This is a genomic window from Sorangiineae bacterium MSr11954, from assembly GCA_037157815.1.
Lineage (GTDB): Bacteria > Myxococcota_A > Polyangia > Polyangiales > Polyangiaceae > Pendulispora > Pendulispora albinea.
This window is the reverse complement of sequence record CP089984.1, coordinates 6,994,727-7,013,556: the sequence shown is the minus strand read 5'-3', so window position 1 is coordinate 7,013,556 and position 18,830 is coordinate 6,994,727. Positions and strand designations below refer to the sequence as shown.

Sequence of the window (18,830 nt, the reverse complement as noted above, 5' to 3'; positions counted from 1 at the left end):
CCATGAGCCTCGCGCTGAAAGTCCTCGTATTCCTCGCGATCATTCCGGTCTGCGCGCTCGTCTTCGTGCCGCTCGAGCTCGCGTTCCCCATTCATCGACGCGCGACGCGACCGGTTCGCAGTCTATTGCTCGACTATCTGTTCTTTTGCTGCGCGGGGGTCGTGGGGCCCCTGGTGATGGGGCTGCGCACCGCGGTGGTGGGGTTCGCGCTCGGAATGATCGTGCCATGGTGGAGCGCCGACCAAATCATGACAGGGTACGGCCCCATCGCGATGATGCCGCTATGGGCCGTCATTCCGCTTCTCGCGTTGTGCCAAGATTTCATGAGCTATTGGATTCACAGGCTCCTTCACTCGAAGTGGCTTTGGCGATTCCACCGCCCGCACCACAGCGCGGACGCGATCGATTGGGCCGTTTTGTTTCGCGTGCATCCCATGGAAACGGTGGTGATGCACACGATGCGCGGCGGCGCTCTGCTGCTCGTGGGGTTCTCGGCACCGCAGATCGTAATCTACGACGCGAGCTTTTTCTTTCTCGTCGGTCTCCTGGCCCACGCGAACGTGAACATCCGCATATGGAACCGCGCCCCGCTCAAGTACCTCTTGGTGGGCCCGATGTATCACCACTGGCATCACGCGTGCGAGGAGCAGGGGCTGAACAAGAACATGGCGCTGGTATTTCCATTTTGGGATCTTCTCTTCGGGACCTTTTACCTGCCGGACCGCGCTCCCGTCGAATATGGCGTTCGAGAGCCGATGGATCGCACGTTCTTTGGACTGCTGGCGAGCCCGTTCGTCCGAGCGCGTCTTCCGCCGCCGCCGCCGATGTCGAGGTAGAGAATGAGCAAGGCAAGCCAGAGTATGCCTTTCATCGTGTGCGGGCGGAGACGCGCGCCGACGGAGGAGGCGTCGCAGGAGATCCGCCTGGTCACCGGCCAATCCGTCCTCGTGCCGATCATCACGGAAGACGTCACTGCGGCCATCCTCGCCCAAGATCGCATGTTGCTGCGCGACGTCCCTTCGTACGAGATCTTCGCGTTCCTGAAGAACGTGGGCCGCAACTGGAAATCGCGCGAGTACGCGCGGCGCCGAGTCTACGTCCGGCAGCTCGTGGCGGGGCTCGGCTATTCCGACGAAATGGCGAACCACGAAGCCGACTGGATCGCGATGTGGTTGTCGTCTCATGTCTATTTATACGACCTCATTCGAGCCGAGCTCGGTGATCGCCACATCCTCGATCGATGGGTCGCCGGCGAGGAGGCCGACGTCCGCGCGTTCCCACGCGGCAGGACCCTTCACGTGCTCGCGGGCAATGTCCCGCTCGCGGGGATCGGATCGATCCTGCGGGCGCTGATTACCAAGAACGTGTGCGTCGTGAAGTCGTCGTCCACCGATCCGTTTACGCCCGTCGCGCTCGCGTTGAGCTTTCTCGACGTCGACCCCGCTCATCCCGTCGCGCGCGCCATGAGCGTCGTGCACTGGCCGGGTGGGCACGACGGCGCCCTCGAGCGCGCGCTCGTGGCAGACGCGGACGCGCTTTGCGCGTGGGGAGGTCCCGAGACGATGAAATGGGCGCTGCGCCATGTCGGCCCGGAAGCGGAGATCTTGCGATTTGGTCCGCGGCGGAGCGTGGCCGTCGTCGGCGCCGGCACGAACCTCGAAGCGACCGCCCGAGCGCTCGCGCACGACGTCTGTATGTACGATCAGCGCGCGTGTTTCTCCGTGCAGCAGGTTTTCACCGAAGAACCTACGGCGGCCATCATTCCTCATTTGCGCGCGGCCTTCGGGACGTATCAGCGTATGCTCCCCCGGGGCTATCACGACTTCGACGAACGCGCGCACGCGTCACTTTCGGTTCTGGAAGCGGATTTCTCCGGGGCCGAGGTCTACACCGCGGACGACCACGATTGGTCCATCGTCGTATGCCCTCCGGCGAAGATCTCCGGCCATCCCCTGGGAAGGACCCTGTTCGTTCACCCGATTGCCTCGATCGAGGACGTGACCCCATTCATCGACGGGGCCGTCCAAACCGTCGCGCTCGCCCCATGGGCGCGCGCCGCCGAGGTTCGCGACGCGTACATCGGGGCAGGCGCGAGCCGGATCGTCGACGTCGGCATGAACAATCTATTCCGGCAGGGGGGCGCACACGATGGTTTCTATCCTCTGCAGCGCCTCGTGCGTTTTGGATCGGTGGAGCTGCCCGGATCCGTTCACCCGAAGAGCGTCACCATGCGGGTCGATCAAACCGAATTATTGGAGCAGAACAAGTTCTCGGACCTCATTCCGTGAGAGCGGTTCGAGCGAGGCATCCTTGGAGCGACAGCGCGCATAGGCGCAGGAGAAACAAATGCTGAAGTGGGGAACACTATTGACCACGGCGCAATACGGGGCGCTGGCACAGCGCGAGGTGATGAAAAACGCGATCACCTTCTCGGAGCGCGCCGAGCAGCTCGGCTTCGATGCTGTCTGGCTCTTGGAGCATCACTTTACCAAGTTCGGGCTCTGCCCCTCGGCCATTACGATGGCGGGGTACATCCTGGGTCGCACCAAACGGTTGAAGGTAGGCTCGGCGATCAGCATCATTCCGGTAGACCATCCGGTGCGGCTCGCGGAGAAGGTCGCGGTCCTCGATCAGCTCAGCGACGGCCGTTTCTATTTTGGAATCGGGCGCGGCTCCTTCGTGAAGGACTTTCATGTCTTCAACACCGACATGTCCCGAAATCACGAAATGTTGTACCAGTGGACGGACGTCATGATGTCGGCGTGGACGCGAGGCCGCTGCTCCGCGTCGAGCGATCTTCTTCGGTTCGAAGAGGTCCCCGTCTACCCCGAGCCTTTCACCAAGCCGCACCCCCCGCTCTACGTGGCTTGTAGCTCGCCGTCGACCATCGAGTGGGCGGCGAAGCTCGGCCTTCCCATGATGCTCGAGTACTCGCTGGAGGACGAGAAGAAGCTGTCCCAATTGGAGCTCTACGACGACGTGGCCTCGAGCGCGGGACACGACACGGCAAAGATCGATCACGTCTTGTCGTTGCTGTGCGGCGTGGCGGAGGACGGGGACATGCGGCGGCAGCGGGACAACCTCGTTTGGTATGGCGAAGAATTTCTCCGCGCGAGCATGTTGTTCGGTTCGGCCATGAAGTCGAGTTTGCCAAACTACGAAGTCTGGCACCGCCGGTACGAAGAGGGCATGATGAGCGGCGACTGGAAGCCCGAACAGCGGGTCGAGCGGGTGTTTCGACTGAACCCCATCGGCACCGTCGACCACTGCATCGAACGTCTCCAGCGAACGGTCGAGTTGACCGGAATTGGCCACATCGTCTGCGCCTTCGAGACGGCGGGCCCGGACATGAGCGCCATATGCGACTCGATGCAGCGGTTCCGTGAAGAGGTAATTCCACGTATCAAGCCAGGAAAGCGCTGAGCGCGCAGGCATACCATGAGCCCGGTCGCCAGATTGGTCGGCTTTCTCGTCGTCATCCCGCTCTGCGCGCTCGTCTTCGTGCCTCTGGAGCGCGCCTTTCCCATTCAGGAGAGGAAGCGAATACTCCGGCGTGATGCGATCATCGACTACCTGTTCTTTTTCGCGGGCCTGGTTATCGTGGTCCCGCTGGCGCCGCCCATTCGAACGGCGTTCGTGGCGTTCGTGCTCGGACCTCTGATACCGGGCTGGGATACGGGGCAGATCATGCGCGGCTACGGGATCGTCGCCGCGCTGCCGCTCTGGGCCCTGCTGCCGCTGCTCACCGTGGTCCACGACTTCCTCGAATATTGGCTTCACCGCGCGCTCCATACGCGATGGTTCTGGCGATTTCACGTGGCCCACCACAGTGCGCGCGAAATGGATTGGCTGGTGTTCTGCCGCAACCATCCGATCGAGGGCCTCATGCACCACGTATTTCGCGGCAGCATATTGGTGCTGCTCGGATTTCCGTTCGAGATCGTGGCGGTTTACGACGCCACCTTCTTCGGGCTGGTCGGCATCTTGACGCATGCAAACATCAATGTGCGTGCATGGAATCGGGCGCCGTGGAAGTACATCCTCGCGAGCCCGATGTTTCATCACTGGCACCATACGGCCGAGAGGGAGGGGCTCGACAAGAATCTATGTTCGGTGTTTCCGATCTGGGATATCCTCTTCGGCACGTTCTACATGCCGGACCGCGCACCGCGCGTCTATGGTCTGATTCATCCGATCAACGAGAGCTTCCTCGGCCTCTTGGGGAGCGCATTCTACGCACAGGACGCCTTCGACGAGCAAGCGAGCGTTCGCGAGGAGGACCGACCTACGAAGCCGTTCGAAGCCGAGAACGGTCGAACTACGGCCCGCCTCCCTGATTGACGTGATGGAAGTGGCGATATCATTCTTCATCGATAGTGTCGTTGGCATTGTTGTTTGCTTGCTCATTCATGGAGAAGCTCATGTCGCATCGCGTATCCCATCAGCCCACGCCTTGTCTTCCGTTGCTCATGGCGTGGATGCACGCGAATGGTGCGAGCGCGCTCATCGATCGCGTTCAACGAGAGTTCGAGATTCCGTCGCCGAGCACGGGGCTCTTCCAGGAGGACGCCGTCCCGCTCGAAACGTATCGATCCGCAGTCGACGTCGCGGCCAAGGAGATGGGCGACGACTTTCTCGGGCTCCGCGTGGCCCGAGAAGGTAGGCGCGGCTGTTTCGGGATCGCGGAGCTCGCGGCGCGCAGCTCCCCCAACGCGGCGGACGCGCTCGAGCGCGTCAAACGGTATCGGCGTCTGATCGTCGCCAGGCCGGTGGATCTCGACGTGCAGAGAGCCGACGGGGAAATTTTCGTAGCCCACTTCATTCCCGGTGACGAACGCTGCGTCGGCCGGCAAGGAAACGAGTTCGCACTTGGTTCGATCTTGCGTGTCATTCGAGAGCTGGTGGGAGAACCGATCCGCGCGATGTACGTGAAATTCGCCCATACCGCCCCGAAAGACATTTCGCCCCTGCAAGGATACTTCGGAACGACGGATCTCCATTTCGAGTCGAGACAAAACGTGATCGCCTTCCAAGAAGGTGTGCTGTCACTCCCCGTCGTATCGAGCGACGCATCGCTCTTACCTTGGCTCGATGAATGTGCGGAGAGGATCCTGCCGCGCCAGCCATTGGGCACGAAGACGGTGCAGACGATGTCGCGGCTCCACCAGCAAATCGAAGACTCGTTGCGCGCCGAACAATCGGCGCGTCTCGAGCGAGTGGCGCGCCGATTGCAATGTAGTGCACGAACACTTCAGCGTCAGCTCGCGGAGGCTGGAACATCGTTTCAATGTGTGCTCGATGAAGTGCGGCGCGAGCTCGCCATCGACTATTTGCGCGACCCCGAACGAAGCATCTACGAGATTGCGCTGGCGCTCGGATATTCGGATTTGAGCAGTTTTCACCGTGCCTTCGTCAAGTGGAATGGGGCTACTCCGAAGAGCTTTCGCCGGGCGCTCGCAAATACTGGACAGCGCCCCACGAACGGCAGGGTCGCTCGCCGGTCGCGAGGTTAGCGCGGTGTTCCATTTCCACCGGCGCGATGACGCGATACGCCGCCGCGTCATCGCGCTCCTCGAGCACGCCATCAACGTGCGCGGGTGACCTTCTTCATCGTGCGATGAGCGCTTCGAGCGACTTCGAAAACGCGGGCGATGCACCTCGAAGCCATGTGCGGTCCACCTTGATGCACTCTTCGCGCAGCATCCGCACGGTGCGTGCAACGAGTTCTCGGTCATCGCCCGACGCTTTGTACGCGTCTTCGTCGGCACGGCGGGAGAGGAGCTCGTAAAGTGCAATTCGCCCGCCCTCGAGCTCGCGCTCCAGCGCATTCACGAGAAACGGCGTGGCCGTCTGTGTCGTGTATTCGGAGATGGCTTTGTAAATCTCGGCGCGGTATTCGGCGAACGGCTCGCCTTGATTTTCGGCGGCCATTGCTACCGACGTGAGCTCGGCGAAGAGGCGGCCTGGCGTGTTTGGTTTCATGGACGACCGACGAGCAAGAATCTCTTGGGTCCGTGCCCGCGGGGCTCGCTCGACGTCGTGAGGCTGAGGGCTTGTTGGAACGCATCACCTCGGCCATCGAATGCAACTCCGGGAGCCGACTTCGAGCTGGATGGCCGGTACGTTACGAGCCGCGCGGCCTTTTACTGCGCGCGCGGCGAGGCGATCGATGGCCCGGAGGATACTCGACGTCTTCGACGAGGCCCGCGTGAGCGCGACATGCCTGCCTGCGCGGCGAGTTCCCGAATCGTCCGGCCCGCCAGCCAGCCGACCCCTCCGCTGTGATTCGCGAGATAAAGACGGAGCACTTGGACGAGCATCGTATATGCAACTTGCTGCGCAACGAGGAGGGCTCCCGGTTGCGGATCGCGCAGCTCCGTCATCATGCGCTCGACGCACCAGCGCATCGTGGCATGTGTGGAATCGCGCCCGATATGGGCGATCGGGGGGATGGGCACCCCGGGGATCCCGATGTACAGGTCGACGCCGCCGCTCGCGAGCGCGTCTTCGGAGAGAATGCGATCGAGCTGAATCACGGTGTCGGCAGCAGCCCCCGACGGCTCTTACGACGAGCGGATCTTCGAACACCTTTCGCCGTCGCGCCAGCGCATTCGACACCGCGGGTTGGGTGAGCCCGAGCTTCACGGCCGCGTGCGTCGCATTGCCCTCGATCAGGAGGCGGTCGAGCTTGCAAACGGAACGAAAGGTCGGAACCACGGCTCGTCACGGACATTGGCACCTCGAGTATTCCGATCGCGTTACTGTCACGGATGCTAATCTGCCTCCCGCTTTCTTGCCCGCTCTTTCGCGTAAGAAAGCCTATCTCAAGGAGGCTCTCATGCCGTTCCGTACTGCACGTGTCCTCGTTTCCGCCGTGCTGGTTTCCGCAATGCTCGTTGGTTGCCACAATGAGGAAGCGCCCCCGCCCGCTTCTCCCGCTCCCACCACAGGGGATGTGCACGTCGCCTCCACCGCGCCGCCAGCAGAAAAAACGCCCGGCTTGACCCCAGGCGTCAATCCCAACGCGCCCCGCCCCATCTCTGTCGGCAGCCCGCCGCCGGACTTCACGACGAGAGCGCACGACGGCAGCACCCTCAGCCTGGCGTCCCTCAAGGGAAAGCCCGTGGTCATCTACTTCTACCCCAAGGACGAGAGCCCCGCTTGCACCAAGGAGGCTTGCTCGTTCCGCGACTCTTGGAACGAGCTCCGGAAGAAAGACACGGTCCTCATTGGCGTCTCGGCCGATAGCGAAAAGTCCCACCAAGACTTCGCAAAACACTACAAGTTGCCCTTCCTCCTGGTGAGCGATCCCGAGGGTGCCATCGCCAAGTCATTTGGCGTGTCCTTCGAAGGCGGGATGGCCGACCGGCAGACCGTCATCATCGGCGCGGATGGAAACGTCAAAAAAATCTACCGCACCGTCGACGTATCCAAGCACGCAACCGAGGTCGCCAAGGACCTGGGCTGATAACGAACCCGTGCGCGGGTCGGTGCCCATGGTCGATGTGGGCTCCGGCTCGCGGGGCACGGTCGCGTCTTTGAGCCGCGGAACAAGGAATACAAATTGCGAAGTTAGCGGGCCGCGCCGGAGTCACGGCGATTTGGAATCTCGATGGCAAGATTCTCTGCTCGTCGCCCAGCGTTCACGACGCCATCCTTCACGGTGATGCGTTGTTGTGCGTCGAGGGCACGGAGCAGACGTGCGCGCATGCGTTCCAACATCGATTCCCCGGTAATCGGCGCGGCGTACCGCACGCCGTCACGAAGCGCTCCCTGCCCGGACTCGAGATCACGGGCCGGGCGGACATCTGCGTACCGGCTGGATCGGCGGAGCGCATCATCGCTGATCCGCTCAGCGGGAAGTGCCTGATAACCTTTCTCGACCAATCCGAGTCGGGCTATGTGATCTTTGACCCGAGATCGATGACGCAGCTGCCGCCATTCCTTTTTTTGGAGGGAGCCTACGATTCGCCCGCCGGCCTTTGCTCCAGGACGGGACATCGTCGTGATGTGCCAATACGTTCACCCGTATTGGTGGACGGGCGACTTCGATGATGGCCCCATGCCGTCCGAGGGCGGCCGCCGAAAGGTCGGGGACATCACGGTTCACAATCTTCACACCAACAGCATTGCTGTTCATTCCGCGTTCATCGATCTTCCACTAGGATGGTCACCCGATAAGCCAGACAGCGGAGACTGGCGCTCGATTGGGGTCCGGAGTTTCATCGACGCCGACAAATTCCGAATCTGGTGGCCCGACGATTCGAGCGACGTGCTTTAGTCGACGTTCGTCGATGTCGTGGTCGATTCCCAATCCGCCATTTCCCGGCGTAGCTCGTCGAGCTTCTTCTGTACGAACGAGAGCGCGTCGGGGCCCAAGATCAGGTGCGCTGGTGGCGCCGCGCTATCGACGAGCTTTAGGATCGCGTCGGCAGCTTTCGCGGGATCACCGAGCTGTCGACCGCTGTGCTCCTGCCTGCGGTGTCGTAAGGGCTCGAAGAGTGTGTCGTAGTCCGGGATGCTCCGAGGCGAGCGCCGCATCGAGCGGCCCGCCCAATCCGTGCGGAACGAGCCCGGCTCGACTGCCGTAACGGCGATGCCGAACGAGGCGACCTCGTGCCGCAGTGTTTCGGAGAACCCTTCGAGCGCGAACTTGCTCGCGCAGTAGTAGCCAACGCCAGGAAAGGCAACGAGGCCGCCCATCGATGTGATCGTGATGATCCGTCCTCTCCGGCGGCGCCGCATGAAGGGCAGCACGCTCTTGGTGACGGCAATCGTGCCGAAGACGTTCACCTCGAATTGGCGTCGCAGCTCGTCGAGGTCCGACTCTTCGATGATGCCCTCATGACCATAGCCGGCGTTGTTCACGAGCACGTCGATCGAACCGAAGTCTTTTTCGAGCTCGGCTACAACCTGGTCGATGTCGTGCGCGTGTGTGATGTCGACTATCGGGGCCACCGCTCGCCCTGGCGCGAGCGCCTCGAACGCGCATCGCGCCGCGCTATCGCGGACGGTTCCGAAGACGCGATGTCCGCTCGCGAGCGTGGCCCGACTCAGGGCTTGTCCGAGACCCGAGCTAGCACCGGTGATCAAGAAGTTCTTCGGGGAGGAAATCGCCATCGTCTTACCTTTCTCGTTGTTGGTGCTGGCAACGTTAGGTTCGAAGAACTGTTTATACTATCGTGTATAATCCGAACGAGCTGTGAGCCTGAGAGGATATAATGCGTGGGTCCGAATTTGCAGAATTGCGCGCGTTCGTCGCCGTGGTCGATCGTCAAAGCTTCGTGCGCGCGGCTGAATCTCTCGGCATCGCGCCCTCCAGCCTGAGCCAGACGATTCGCTCGCTGGAGACGCGCCTCGGTGTGCGGCTCCTCGCTCGCACCACGCGCAGTGTCGCGCCGACAGAGGCCGGTGCTCGCCTCCATGCGCGCTTTCGCGCTGCCATGATCGAGATGGACGCTGCCGTCTTGGATGTTCTCGACCGGCGTCAGGAGGCGGCCGGGACTGTGCGCTTGCATGCGCCTAGGCTTGCAGTCCAGACCTTCGTCGAGCCGCTGTTGGGCGAGTTCAACGCACGCCATCCCGACGTCGTGCTCGACATCTCGGTGAGCGAGGTGTCGCTCGATATCGTGAGAGAGGGACTCGACGTCGGGATGCGCCTCGGCGAATCGATTGATCGCGACATGGTGGCTGTCCGTCTCGGGAAGCCATTTCGCACGTTGGTCGTCGCTTCTCCAGAGTACGTCCAGCGCCACGGTGCGCCGAAGTCTCCCGCCGACCTCCGCGACCATCGATGCATCAATTGGCGCCAGCCCGGGACCGAAGGCCTCTACAAGTGGGAGTTCTTCAAAAATGGGCAGTGGTTTTCGGTGGCGGTGGAGGGGCCACTCATCACATCACACAAGGATTTGGCTCTGACAGCGGCACTTCAAGGGGTCGGGATCGCCTTTTGGGCCGACTATCGCGTGCAGCCCTTCATCGAACAGGGGCGGCTCATGGCCTTGCTGGAGCGGTGGTGCGCCCCTCATCCGGGTTGGTTTCTCTATTATCCGAGACAGAACAGCGGCGCCCCGGCGGTCAAGGCATTCGTGGACTTCCTCCGCGAGGCGTGGAGCCCGACACGGGGCCCGAACGGCAAGGGGCGAGCGACTCGCACCGACACTTCGGGGAAAGGCCCTCGTCGAGGCGCCTGACGTTGGATGGAGTGCGACCTTGCAGCTCGCCACGATTGGCCGAGCGCACGGCGCCCCAAGAGCGTTTGTCACAAGGTGGCTGAATGGTTGGGGCGCGCCGAAGAGGCGGCCGCGAAGACGTCGCGTCCCGGTTGGCAGTTCAAGCGAACCGACGTCCTGCGCATGGCGATGGCCCGAGGACTGGAGCTTGCAATCGCTTCGCCCGCCATGTCCAGGTGCATGCGCGCATGCTCCGAAGAGCGTCGCAAACCTGTTCGGGATCGTGCACGGTTGTTTTCAGCAGGCTGTCTACGAGGCCATCCTTTCCGCGAATCCTTGCGTACTGCCGCCGGGGACGATCTCGACGAAGGTGACGACGCCGCGCTACCCGTACAGCTTGGAGGAAGTCCATCGGCTGACGAGCGAGCCCGTTCCGTGGGACCAATTGGTGCTCAACGCCCTCCGGTTCTACGCTGGCCTGCGGGAGGGCGAGGCATGCGGCCGACGCTTCCTGCATTGGGATCGGAAGCCGAAGCCGCTTGGCAGCCTGCTCGTCAACACCCAATTCGACGATCGGCCGCTCAAGACGTCGAACCACCAGAAAGATCGTGTGCGCAACGTTCCCGTGCATCCCGAGCTCGAGCGCATTCTCGATGCATGGTGGAACGAGCACTTCGAGACGATCTACGGTCGGAAGCCGAAGCGTGAGAATTTCATCGTCCCGCGCCGACTCAGGCGGCGCACGAAGGACACCTACACGAATCACACGAACTCGACGGCGGGCAAGTCGTTCAACGCGACCTGTCTCCTCGTCGACGTCACCCCTCACACCGAGCATGCCGCCCGGCACACCATGATCTCCGAGTGCCGAAACAATGGCGCGCCGGAGGACGTGCTGGAGCAGGTCACCCACAACAAGAAGGGGACCATCGTCGACGCCTACACGCTCTGGAAGTGGGAGCCCCTGTGTAAGGCGGTCATGGCCTTTCCGATGCGCAACGGGAAGCCAGCTCTAGAGCAACTGGAGGACCCGCAGCAGCGTGCCCTCCATGCGAAGCTCGATGTCGTCCTTCAGGCCCTTGGAGGCCTTCAAGGGCCCGGCGGAACTCCGGCCCTCGGGGAGCCCAAATCATGGGCCCAAACAGGGCCCGATTTGCGTGCAGACTGCAAATATCTTAGCGCGAACCTTAGCGCGCATCTACAAACCACTGAAAATTACCGAGAAAAACAAGTGCCGGAGAAGGGAGTCGAACCCCTGACCTAGCGCGTATGAAACGCCCGCTCTAACCAACTGAGCTACTCCGGCCGACGTGGCGGCGAAGTATCGTCGCCGCCGAGTCGTCTGTAAAGATCAGAATTCGCCGAAGAGATCTTGGATGCGGGATTCGAGGGCGATTGCGATTTTGTAGAGCGACGAGATGGAGGCGGAGGACTCGGCGCGCTCGATTTGCGAGAGCAACGAGACGCTGAGCCCGGTGCGGCGCGACATCTGCTTCAAGGTCAGGTCCTTCTCCTTGCGCAGGTTGCGGATGGTGTCACCGATGACCCGATGGAGCTGCTCCTCGGGGGTGCGCGCAAGCCCCTTCTTGCGCATCACGCGGGCGAGGACCTCGCGGAATTCGTCGACGTTGAAGGGCTTCTTCAGGTAGTCGACCGCATCGAGCTTCATCGAGGCGACCGCCGTCTCGAGGTTGGGGAAGCCCGTGAAGATGACGACCGCAATGTCGCTATCCAGTTTGCGAATCCGACGCAGGACCTCGATGCCATCGAGCTTCGGCATCATGAGGTCGAGCACGATGAGGTGGTAACCACCCTGGCGAACTTCTTCCTCGACGCTGGAGGGGTCGCTCAGGGTTTTGACTTGGAAACCATCGCGCTCGAGGAGCGTCTGCATGTACTCGCAGATGGCCTTGTCGTCATCGACGATGAGGATACGTACCGCGGGGAGCTCGGGGGGTGCCATAGGCATTACAGTATGGCTAAACACAAGCCGATGTGAAGGCCGTAAATTTGGCTCCCAACGCAAATCCGTATCCCCACATTGCAACAATACAACCTATCTTGACGCACACCTTCGAAGCGCCTCGGTTCGGGCGGTCAGGATATGGCCGATGACCGAATCCACGCCCTCGCCCTCGTTGCAGCGCGTGAAGACCACGGGCCCTCCTTGGCGCATGCGGTTGGCGTCGCGCGCCATCACCTCGAGGCTGGCGCCCACGTGGGGCGCGAGATCGATCTTATTGATGATCAAGAGATCGCTTTGCGTAATGCCCGGCCCACCTTTGCGCGGGACTTTGTCGCCCCCGGCCACGTCGATCACGTAAACCGTGAAGTCCACCAGCTCCCGGCTGTATTGCGCCGCCAGGTTGTCGCCGCCGCTCTCGACGATGAGCAGCTCCGGCGCATCGGGCGCCATTTCCTGCATCAACTGTGCGAGGGCGTCCAGGTTGGGGCTGATATCCTCCCGGATCGCCGCATGCGGGCAACCGCCGGTTTCAACCGCCCGAATCTGGCCCGGTGGTAGCGCTTGGTTGCGCTCCAGAAACTCCGCGTCCTCGCGCGTGAAAATATCGTTGGTCACCACGCCCAGTCGCATCCGCTCCCGCAACCTTCGGCAGAGTTGAAGCACCAGCGCCGTCTTCCCACTTCCGACCGGACCCCCGATGCCCACCGTAAACGCGCGCTCCTCGAACGAATGGCGGTGCGCGCTCCCCGTGGCGTGATGCGTCCGGTCGTGGAAGAAGCCGGGCCCCGCCCAGCGCTCGTGCGTATGGCCGTGCTCGTGTGGCTCGTGTGGTTCGTGTCCGTGCGGGTGCTCATGCCCGTGCTCGTGAGGCTCGTGCTCGTGAGGCTCGTGCTCGTGAGGCTCGTGCCCGTGCGGGTGCTCGTGCCCGTGAGGATGCGAAGGGTCGTGCGGACGATGCGGGTGCGCGGAATCGTGCATGGGGGCCTCTCAGGACTGAAAAAGACGCGCGTAGAGGCCGTCGTGAAGCGCGGCGCACGCGTCGGATAGGGGAAAGGTTTGGGCGATCTCGTCTGGCGCGATGGCGGCGCACGACGCGACGATGCGTCCCAGCAGCGGGCCACGGCTCGATTGCAGGCGCTGCGCCTCCAGCGGCCCCACGATGCCAAGGCGCACCGCGGCCGACAGCACGGTCCGAATCGATGTGTGCATGTACAAGGAAACGGCGTCGTCCTCGTTCATGCCCAGCGCGGCCAGCGCGGCGCCGAAGATCGGCGCGACGTGCATGGTCGCCGATGCCCGCGCGCCGAGCTGCCGGAGCGCCTCCGCATCGAAGACGCGCCGCGCGGTGGACCAGAACGCGCGACCTTGTGCTCGGCTGGCGCGGTTGGCGATATGGTTCGTGAGGGTCGCATCGGCGAGGGCGTCGAGCTCCCCGAGCCGGTTCGGGCGCCGCGCCGCTGCGCGCACGAAGGGGAGGGCCACATGCCCCACTTGCCAGAGGCTCGGATCGAGGTACGCCTCGAAACGTTCCACCAAGCCGAGCTGAAAGCTCGCCTCCAACCCGCCCGAGTGCGCAAATCCCCCCGCGGGGAACGCGCTATCGGCCAGCTGCCACACGAGCCATGTTTTGTCGGGCGTTGTCACGGTGTGCAGGCCTCGATAGCGTCGTCGTGCGCGGCAAACGGCGGCGCGCCCGGAACGTCAGAACAAAGAGTAAAGCCGGGCGAGGGGAACGCTCTTCGCGGGGCTCGCCGTGAGGCGCACCCCATCGGCGAAGACCTCATACGTCTCCGGATCGATGCGCAGCACCGGCAGCGCGTCGTTCAGGACCATGTCCCTTTTGCCGAGCCCCCGGCATCGCTCCACGGCCACCGTGCGCTTCGTCAGGCCCAGCTTGGCCACGCTGCCCTCCGCGAGCGCCCGCTTGGACACGAAGGTCAAGCTCGACGCCCCGACCGCGCGCCCGAGCGCCCCGAACATCGGGCGCATGTACGCCGGCTGGGGCGTTGGGATCGACGCGTTGGGATCCCCCATCTGCGACCACGCGACGAACCCGCCCTTGAGCACCAGCTCCGGCCGGATGCCGAAGAACGCCGGCCGCCACAGCACCAGATCCGCCCACTTGCCGACGTCGACCGACCCCACCTCGCGCGCCATTCCATGCGCGATCGCCGGGTTGATCGTGTACTTCGCGAGGTAGCGCCGCACGCGCAGGTTGTCGTTCTCCCCCGACTCGCCGTCGAGCCGTCCCCGCTCGCCCTTCATCTTGGCCGCCGTCTGCCAGGTGCGGCAGATCACCTCGCCGACCCGCCCCATCGCCTGGCTGTCGCTGGCCATCATGCTGAGCGCGCCCAGATCGTGGAGCACGTCCTCGGCGGCGATGGTCTCACCGCGGATGCGGCTCTCGGCGAAGGCTACGTCCTCCGGGATGCGCCGATCGAGGTGATGGCAGACCATGAGCATATCGAGGTGCTCATCCAAGGTATTGACGGTGAAGGGGCGCGTGGGGTTCGTGGAGCTCGGGAGGACGTTGGCCTCGCCGGCCACGCGCAGAATGTCGGGCGCGTGACCGCCCCCCGCGCCCTCCGTGTGGTACGTGTGGATCGTCCGCCCGCGAAAGGCGGCGATCGAGTCGTCCACGTAGCCCGACTCGTTGAGCGTGTCGGTGTGGATCGTGACCTGCACGTCCTCGTCCTCGGCCACCTCCAGGCAACAGTCGATGGCCGCCGGCGTCGTTCCCCAGTCCTCGTGCAGCTTGAGCCCGAGCGCGCCCGCCCGCACCTGCTCCACCAGCCCTTCCGGCCGCGAGGTGTTTCCCTTTCCCGTGAGCCCGATGTTCACGGGCAGCGCATCGCACGCGCGCAGCATCATCTCGATGTTGCGCACCCCCGGCGAGCACGTGGTCGCCTTGGTCCCCGTCGTGGGACCGGTGCCGCCGCCCACCAAGGTGGTGACCCCGCTGGCGATCGCCTCATCGGCCTGCTGCGGGCAGATGAAATGAATGTGCGTATCGATGCCGCCGGCGGTGAGCACCAGCCCTTCGCCTGCGATGGCCTCGGTCGTCACCCCCACCAACATGTTCGGGGTGACCCCGGCCATCACCCTGGGGTTCCCCGCCTTGCCGATGCCCACGATGCGCCCGTGCTTGATCCCGATATCGGCCTTGAAGATCCCCGACGCATCGAGCACCAGCGCGTTGGTGATGACCACGTCGAGCGCCTCCGCGTCGCCGATGCCGGCCATCTGCCCCATCTCGTCGCGCAGCACCTTCCCGCCGCCGAACTTGCACTCATCCCCGTACGTCGCAAAGTCGCGTTCGACCTGGACCACCAACCCCGTGTCCCCCAGCGCCACCTTGTCCCCGGTGGTTGGCCCATACATCGCGGCATACGCCCGTCGATCGATCCGGCTCATGAACCCCTCGTGGAAGAGAGCCTACGGCTTCGCGCGATAGGGATCCACACCACACATTTCCGCAACGTTTCGAAGCCGCCGATGCACCGTGCGAAGCACATCCTCCGTGCGCTCGCCCGCCACCCGTGCCACCGCGCCCTCATCCCGCGCGAGCCGCGAAGGCGCATAGAGCACACCTTGCTCCCGCTCCTCCCGGCCCACCTCGAGCAGCGCCTCGATCACCGGCCGCACCCCCGCGCCCACCGCGAACACAGTCGCAAACGCATTCACCCGACCGAACCTCTCCCCAATCGCCCCATGCTGCGCATCGAGCAACGCCGCGTCGATCGCGACCGGCTCGCACCGTTCATCTTTCTGCACCCGCTCCACCCGCACCCGCGTGGAGAACCTCTCGAACGCCCACCGCTCCCCATACGCCGGCCTCCCCGACGTAAACGCATCCACGAGCACCAGCGCCCCCGAACCCCCGAGCGTCACCCGAACCTCCGACCCATACGTCGCCCCCCCGAAGCACGCCACCGGATCGGGCCAAGCCACGAGGGTCCCCTCCACCCGCGCGCGCACCACCTGCCTCGTCTCCCCCCGAAACGCCTTCGTCGCCGACTGCGTCGTCATCAACAAGGTCGCCCCTTGCTTCACCTCCACATCGAGGTCCAGCACATCCCCCTTACGAGCCCCCCACCCAAGCTCGTCACACAAACCCAAGCCGCCCGCGCCCCCACCACCTTCGGCAACAACATCCGCAACGGACTCTCCGCGCGCGCCTCCTCGATGACACTCCGGCCCGCATGCAGCGCGGCCACGACGGCTCCTTGACCTGGACGGAGGCTCATTCGACACTGTCGGTCGAGGACGTGCTGTCCTTTGCATCGAGAGCGACGGCCTCGCCGGAGAGCTCGCGTCCTTCGCGCTCCTCACGCTCTTCACGCGCGGCTTGCTCCAGCGCCGCGTTTGCGGCTGCCATCGCCTTTTCCTTGCTTTGATCGCGCCGCTTTTGGCGCTCGGCCGCGCGCTTCTCTCGGCCTACGTCGTCGATGGAATCTGTGAGACGAAAGACTCCCGTGGAGGGGTTTCGCCCGGCATCGCCACACTGGGTGGCTTCCTTCTCCAAGCGCTCGGCGCGCCGGAAGGCGTCTTCGTACCCGAGAACGACATGGTTGAAGTCGACGTGCTTGGGGGCTGCGGTGGGCATGAGCTCCCGCAGCATTTTCTGAACATCATCACGATGCTGCGGCCCCGGGTGGTCGCGCAAATGAAGCAGCAACCAGAGCTCGAAACAGGGGTTGGAGACGGCCAGACGGAAGCCGTTGTCCCGAGCAAATTTCACGGCGTCAGGCAACCGAAGGTGCTCATCCACGTCAAAGACGCACCAGACCTCGTCGTAAAGCAAATTGTGGTCGTTCTCGCCTCGGGCGGCCGCTTCGGCATTCTGCTGGAGCGCTTTCGCTTTGCGGACGAGTGTGAACGGATCGCCCGCCGGGCCCACGATACGAATGTCGATTCGCGGATTTCGGCAATAGCGACGAAATCCCTCGAGGTACTCGGGCTCCGTCACTTTGCCTTCGCAAACGACGAGCAGCCGCCGGCGAGGTTCGACGGGCGTCGTGCTCCTCGCCGGGCGCCGCTCGCGGTCGCGTTGCTTGGACACCTACGGTTCCTTCTTCGCGGCGGTGGCAACGTCCGCAAGCTCGCCGAGGAAGGGGATCGCACCGTAGCGCCCTTGGAGATAACCCCGCTCCAGATTCTCGGCCTTGCGAGGCTTGAAGTCCGTGAGCGGATACAACTTCGTCACCCCTTCGTCGTCTCTCTCGGTAAGCCAAACCTGCTCGCGCCGCAGCGACGGCTCGCCCAAGGTGGTGCCGAGAAGGTTCGTATCGTGCGTCGAGAAGATGAGCTGAGCGTTCTTCGGATTCTTCGCGGGATCGTTGAACGTCCGCACGATGTGGAGCGCCAACAAGGGATGAAAACTGGCCTCCAGTTCGTCGATGACGAGAACACCACCTTTGCGGAGGACATGTAGAATGAGCGGAGCAAGCCGAAACAGTTGCTGCGTCCCGTGGGACTCCTCGTCCAAGGACAGCCACCGATCGCGATCGTTGCTGCGATGTTGGAGGAGGATTCGGAATCGCGCTCGACGGCGGCCTCGCGCACCCAACTCTTCGTCCTCAGGCTTTTGCAGCTTGAAATCGAGGATGCCCACATCCGCTGCGCGTAAGAGCTCACGAAAGCGAGCCATGTGCTCGGAGCTCGCTGCGTCGTTCAGCGTGTCGAACAGATGGCGCTGCTGACCGATGGTCAGAGACGGCACGTCCTCGTCCATCGCCAAGCGAAACGAATACGTGCCCGGCGCGGCCAAAACGGCGTGCGTGTGCATCGTCCGAAACCACCGAAAAATCCGTTCGAGCTGCTCGTGCCCCGCCTGAACCGCCGTCGAAAGAAACAGCGCATTCGTTCGGGTCAGCCTCTCGACCGCACGGTTCTCCCCTCTGAGGTGTTCCCCGAATTTAAAGTCATTACCTTCGCGCTCGAACCAAGTCTGTTTGCGCCCCATGGGTGACGCATGGAGCCACTCTTCGAGCACGCGTTCGTCATCGACGACGAACCCATAATCGTAGCGAACACCCTCGGCGAGAAACGACACCTCGTAAAGCGAGGACTCCCCCGCGTGCGCTCCCCACGCAAACGGATCGCGCGGAACGCCACCGTCCGGCGACCAGATTCGATACGACTGCAGCACCGCATCCCGCATGAACCGAAGCGCCGCAAGCACGTTGCTCTTGCCGCTCGCATTCGCCCCATAAATCGCAGCTACAGCAAGAACCCGACCGGCCCGCTGCTCCGCATCCGAACCGGACGCCTCCATGCTCAAGACCTGCTCGTCCCTCATAGAACGATGGTTCTTGACTCGGAACTCAATCAACATCGGGCAACTTTCCTTAAAATCACCCCGCCGGCCATTTAGATCCTAACTTTCGCATAAATCCTGCGCAGCCACCCCCAAAAGCACCTTTATATCCAATTTCGTCCCAAGGGCGAGCGCACCGCCTACATCCGTGCCGCATCCGCGCCAGTGACGGTCGGGGTCGTGCGGCCTTTTCTGGGACTCGGCGAGCACGAGCTTTCTTCGAGAACGGCTCCCACCCCCGACTCGTGCTCGGCGCCAGCTGCGCCGGAGTGCGGCCGACCCCTCCCAAGCGTCGGCCGCGCTCCGCCCGTTCGGGCTCCTTGCTCCTCCGTGGACTCCTCCACTCCGGCTCTCCGCCGCAGGAGGGGTTTCC

At 63.4% G+C, this 18,830-nt stretch carries 20 protein-coding genes, 1 tRNA gene and 1 pseudogene; 9 read left to right on the top strand and 13 right to left on the bottom strand.

Annotated features, from left to right (window positions below; translation table 11 throughout):
- Positions 1 to 2 precede the first annotated feature (2 nt).
- The 5 genes from LZC94_27180 (at position 3) to LZC94_27160 (ending at position 5,513) form a co-directional block, all read left to right on the top strand.
- Entirely contained in the window at positions 3 to 836 is an 834-nt protein-coding gene (locus LZC94_27180) for a sterol desaturase family protein (GenBank protein ID WXB11533.1), read from the top strand.
- A 3-nt stretch (positions 837 to 839) separates the two neighbouring features.
- The gene (locus tag LZC94_27175; protein WXB11532.1) at positions 840 to 2,288 is read left to right on the top strand and encodes a hypothetical protein; all 1,449 of its coding nucleotides are present in this window, start codon (positions 840 to 842) and stop codon (positions 2,286 to 2,288) included.
- A gap of 58 nt (positions 2,289 to 2,346) precedes the next feature.
- Positions 2,347 to 3,423, top strand: a complete 1,077-nt coding sequence (locus tag LZC94_27170; GenBank protein WXB11531.1) for an LLM class flavin-dependent oxidoreductase — start codon at positions 2,347 to 2,349, stop codon at positions 3,421 to 3,423.
- 15 nt (positions 3,424 to 3,438) lie between these two features.
- Positions 3,439 to 4,341 carry a sterol desaturase family protein gene (locus LZC94_27165; protein ID WXB11530.1) on the top strand — a complete coding sequence of 301 codons (903 nt, stop codon included), beginning with the start codon at positions 3,439 to 3,441 and terminating at the stop codon, positions 4,339 to 4,341.
- A gap of 80 nt (positions 4,342 to 4,421) precedes the next feature.
- The gene (locus LZC94_27160) at positions 4,422 to 5,513 is read left to right on the top strand and encodes an AraC family transcriptional regulator (GenBank protein ID WXB11529.1); all 1,092 of its coding nucleotides are present in this window, start codon (positions 4,422 to 4,424) and stop codon (positions 5,511 to 5,513) included.
- A 94-nt stretch (positions 5,514 to 5,607) separates the two neighbouring features.
- Here LZC94_27160 and LZC94_27155 read toward each other — a convergent pair whose 3' ends face one another.
- The 3 genes and pseudogenes from LZC94_27155 to LZC94_27145 all read right to left on the bottom strand — a co-directional run bounded on the left by LZC94_27155 (position 5,608) and on the right by LZC94_27145 (position 6,645).
- On the bottom strand, positions 5,608 to 5,982 hold the full coding sequence (locus tag LZC94_27155) for a hypothetical protein (GenBank protein ID WXB11528.1): 375 nt from the start codon (positions 5,980 to 5,982) through the stop codon (positions 5,608 to 5,610).
- A gap of 161 nt (positions 5,983 to 6,143) precedes the next feature.
- Positions 6,144 to 6,536: a cupin domain-containing protein gene (locus LZC94_27150; protein WXB11527.1), complete on the bottom strand. Its 393-nt coding sequence runs from the start codon at positions 6,534 to 6,536 to the stop codon at positions 6,144 to 6,146.
- A gap of 73 nt (positions 6,537 to 6,609) precedes the next feature.
- A pseudogene (locus LZC94_27145) lies at positions 6,610 to 6,645 on the bottom strand (hypothetical protein).
- Positions 6,646 to 7,000: 355 nt separating this feature from the next.
- Between LZC94_27145 and LZC94_27140 the strand changes: the two are divergent.
- Positions 7,001 to 7,468, top strand: coding sequence for a peroxiredoxin (locus LZC94_27140; GenBank protein WXB11526.1), 468 nt, complete (start codon positions 7,001 to 7,003; stop codon positions 7,466 to 7,468).
- A gap of 104 nt (positions 7,469 to 7,572) precedes the next feature.
- Here the strand turns inward: LZC94_27140 and LZC94_27135 are convergent, their stop codons facing one another.
- Positions 7,573 to 8,001 (bottom strand): hypothetical protein, encoded by a 429-nt coding sequence (locus LZC94_27135; protein WXB11525.1) that lies wholly within the window; start codon positions 7,999 to 8,001, stop codon positions 7,573 to 7,575.
- Positions 8,002 to 8,005: 4 nt separating this feature from the next.
- Between LZC94_27135 and LZC94_27130 the strand changes: the two genes are divergently transcribed.
- Positions 8,006 to 8,281 carry a hypothetical protein gene (locus LZC94_27130; GenBank protein WXB11524.1) on the top strand — a complete coding sequence of 92 codons (276 nt, stop codon included), beginning with the start codon at positions 8,006 to 8,008 and terminating at the stop codon, positions 8,279 to 8,281.
- On the opposite strand, the gene LZC94_27125 is transcribed toward LZC94_27130, so the two are convergent.
- On the bottom strand, positions 8,278 to 9,120 hold the full coding sequence (locus LZC94_27125) for an oxidoreductase (GenBank protein ID WXB11523.1): 843 nt from the start codon (positions 9,118 to 9,120) through the stop codon (positions 8,278 to 8,280). The genes LZC94_27130 and LZC94_27125 overlap by 4 nt on opposite strands.
- A 101-nt stretch (positions 9,121 to 9,221) precedes the next feature.
- Between LZC94_27125 and LZC94_27120 the strand changes: the two genes are divergently transcribed.
- Together LZC94_27120 and LZC94_27115 are read left to right on the top strand one after the other, a co-directional pair.
- Positions 9,222 to 10,193, top strand: coding sequence for a LysR family transcriptional regulator (locus tag LZC94_27120; protein ID WXB11522.1), 972 nt, complete (start codon positions 9,222 to 9,224; stop codon positions 10,191 to 10,193).
- A gap of 187 nt (positions 10,194 to 10,380) precedes the next feature.
- A complete protein-coding gene (locus LZC94_27115) occupies positions 10,381 to 11,436 on the top strand; it encodes a hypothetical protein (protein ID WXB11521.1) in 1,056 nt (351 codons plus the stop codon).
- Here LZC94_27115 and LZC94_27110 read toward each other — a convergent pair.
- The 8 genes from LZC94_27110 to LZC94_27075 form a co-directional block, all read right to left on the bottom strand.
- Positions 11,405 to 11,478, bottom strand: a tRNA-Met gene (locus LZC94_27110). The genes LZC94_27115 and LZC94_27110 overlap by 32 nt on opposite strands.
- Before the next feature lie 45 nt (positions 11,479 to 11,523).
- On the bottom strand, positions 11,524 to 12,135 hold the full coding sequence (locus LZC94_27105) for a response regulator (protein ID WXB11520.1): 612 nt from the start codon (positions 12,133 to 12,135) through the stop codon (positions 11,524 to 11,526).
- A gap of 93 nt (positions 12,136 to 12,228) precedes the next feature.
- Positions 12,229 to 12,843, bottom strand: coding sequence for an urease accessory protein UreG (gene ureG / locus LZC94_27100; GenBank protein WXB20254.1), 615 nt, complete (start codon positions 12,841 to 12,843; stop codon positions 12,229 to 12,231).
- 282 nt (positions 12,844 to 13,125) lie between these two features.
- On the bottom strand, positions 13,126 to 13,782 hold the full coding sequence (locus LZC94_27095) for an urease accessory protein UreF (GenBank protein ID WXB11519.1): 657 nt from the start codon (positions 13,780 to 13,782) through the stop codon (positions 13,126 to 13,128).
- 57 nt (positions 13,783 to 13,839) lie between these two features.
- Entirely contained in the window at positions 13,840 to 15,552 is a 1,713-nt protein-coding gene (ureC, locus tag LZC94_27090) for an urease subunit alpha (protein ID WXB11518.1), read from the bottom strand.
- Positions 15,553 to 15,573: 21 nt separating this feature from the next.
- Positions 15,574 to 16,212 carry an urease accessory protein UreD gene (locus tag LZC94_27085; GenBank protein ID WXB11517.1) on the bottom strand — a complete coding sequence of 213 codons (639 nt, stop codon included), beginning with the start codon at positions 16,210 to 16,212 and terminating at the stop codon, positions 15,574 to 15,576.
- Between the two features lie 169 nt (positions 16,213 to 16,381).
- Positions 16,382 to 17,200, bottom strand: a complete 819-nt coding sequence (locus tag LZC94_27080; protein ID WXB11516.1) for an RloB family protein — start codon at positions 17,198 to 17,200, stop codon at positions 16,382 to 16,384.
- Complete coding sequence (locus LZC94_27075) at positions 17,201 to 18,415, bottom strand: ATP-binding protein (GenBank protein ID WXB11515.1); 1,215 nt, start codon at positions 18,413 to 18,415, stop codon at positions 17,201 to 17,203.
- Positions 18,416 to 18,830: the final 415 nt, after the last annotated feature.

Coding starts and splice junctions, on each gene's coding strand:
- LZC94_27135 (WXB11525.1), bottom strand. CDS start 8,001: ATGTCCCGTCCTGGAGCAAAGGCCGGCGGGCGAATCGTAGGCTCCCTC.
- LZC94_27180 (WXB11533.1), top strand. CDS start 3: ATGAGCCTCGCGCTGAAAGTCCTCGTATTCCTCGCGATCATTCCGGTC.
- LZC94_27170 (WXB11531.1), top strand. CDS start 2,347: ATGCTGAAGTGGGGAACACTATTGACCACGGCGCAATACGGGGCGCTG.
- LZC94_27160 (WXB11529.1), top strand. CDS start 4,422: ATGTCGCATCGCGTATCCCATCAGCCCACGCCTTGTCTTCCGTTGCTC.
- LZC94_27155 (WXB11528.1), bottom strand. CDS start 5,982: ATGAAACCAAACACGCCAGGCCGCCTCTTCGCCGAGCTCACGTCGGTA.
- LZC94_27075 (WXB11515.1), bottom strand. CDS start 18,415: ATGGAGGCGTCCGGTTCGGATGCGGAGCAGCGGGCCGGTCGGGTTCTT.
- LZC94_27175 (WXB11532.1), top strand. CDS start 840: ATGAGCAAGGCAAGCCAGAGTATGCCTTTCATCGTGTGCGGGCGGAGA.
- LZC94_27105 (WXB11520.1), bottom strand. CDS start 12,135: ATGGCACCCCCCGAGCTCCCCGCGGTACGTATCCTCATCGTCGATGAC.
- LZC94_27165 (WXB11530.1), top strand. CDS start 3,439: ATGAGCCCGGTCGCCAGATTGGTCGGCTTTCTCGTCGTCATCCCGCTC.
- ureC (WXB11518.1), bottom strand. CDS start 15,552: ATGAGCCGGATCGATCGACGGGCGTATGCCGCGATGTATGGGCCAACC.
- LZC94_27125 (WXB11523.1), bottom strand. CDS start 9,120: ATGGCGATTTCCTCCCCGAAGAACTTCTTGATCACCGGTGCTAGCTCG.
- LZC94_27120 (WXB11522.1), top strand. CDS start 9,222: ATGCGTGGGTCCGAATTTGCAGAATTGCGCGCGTTCGTCGCCGTGGTC.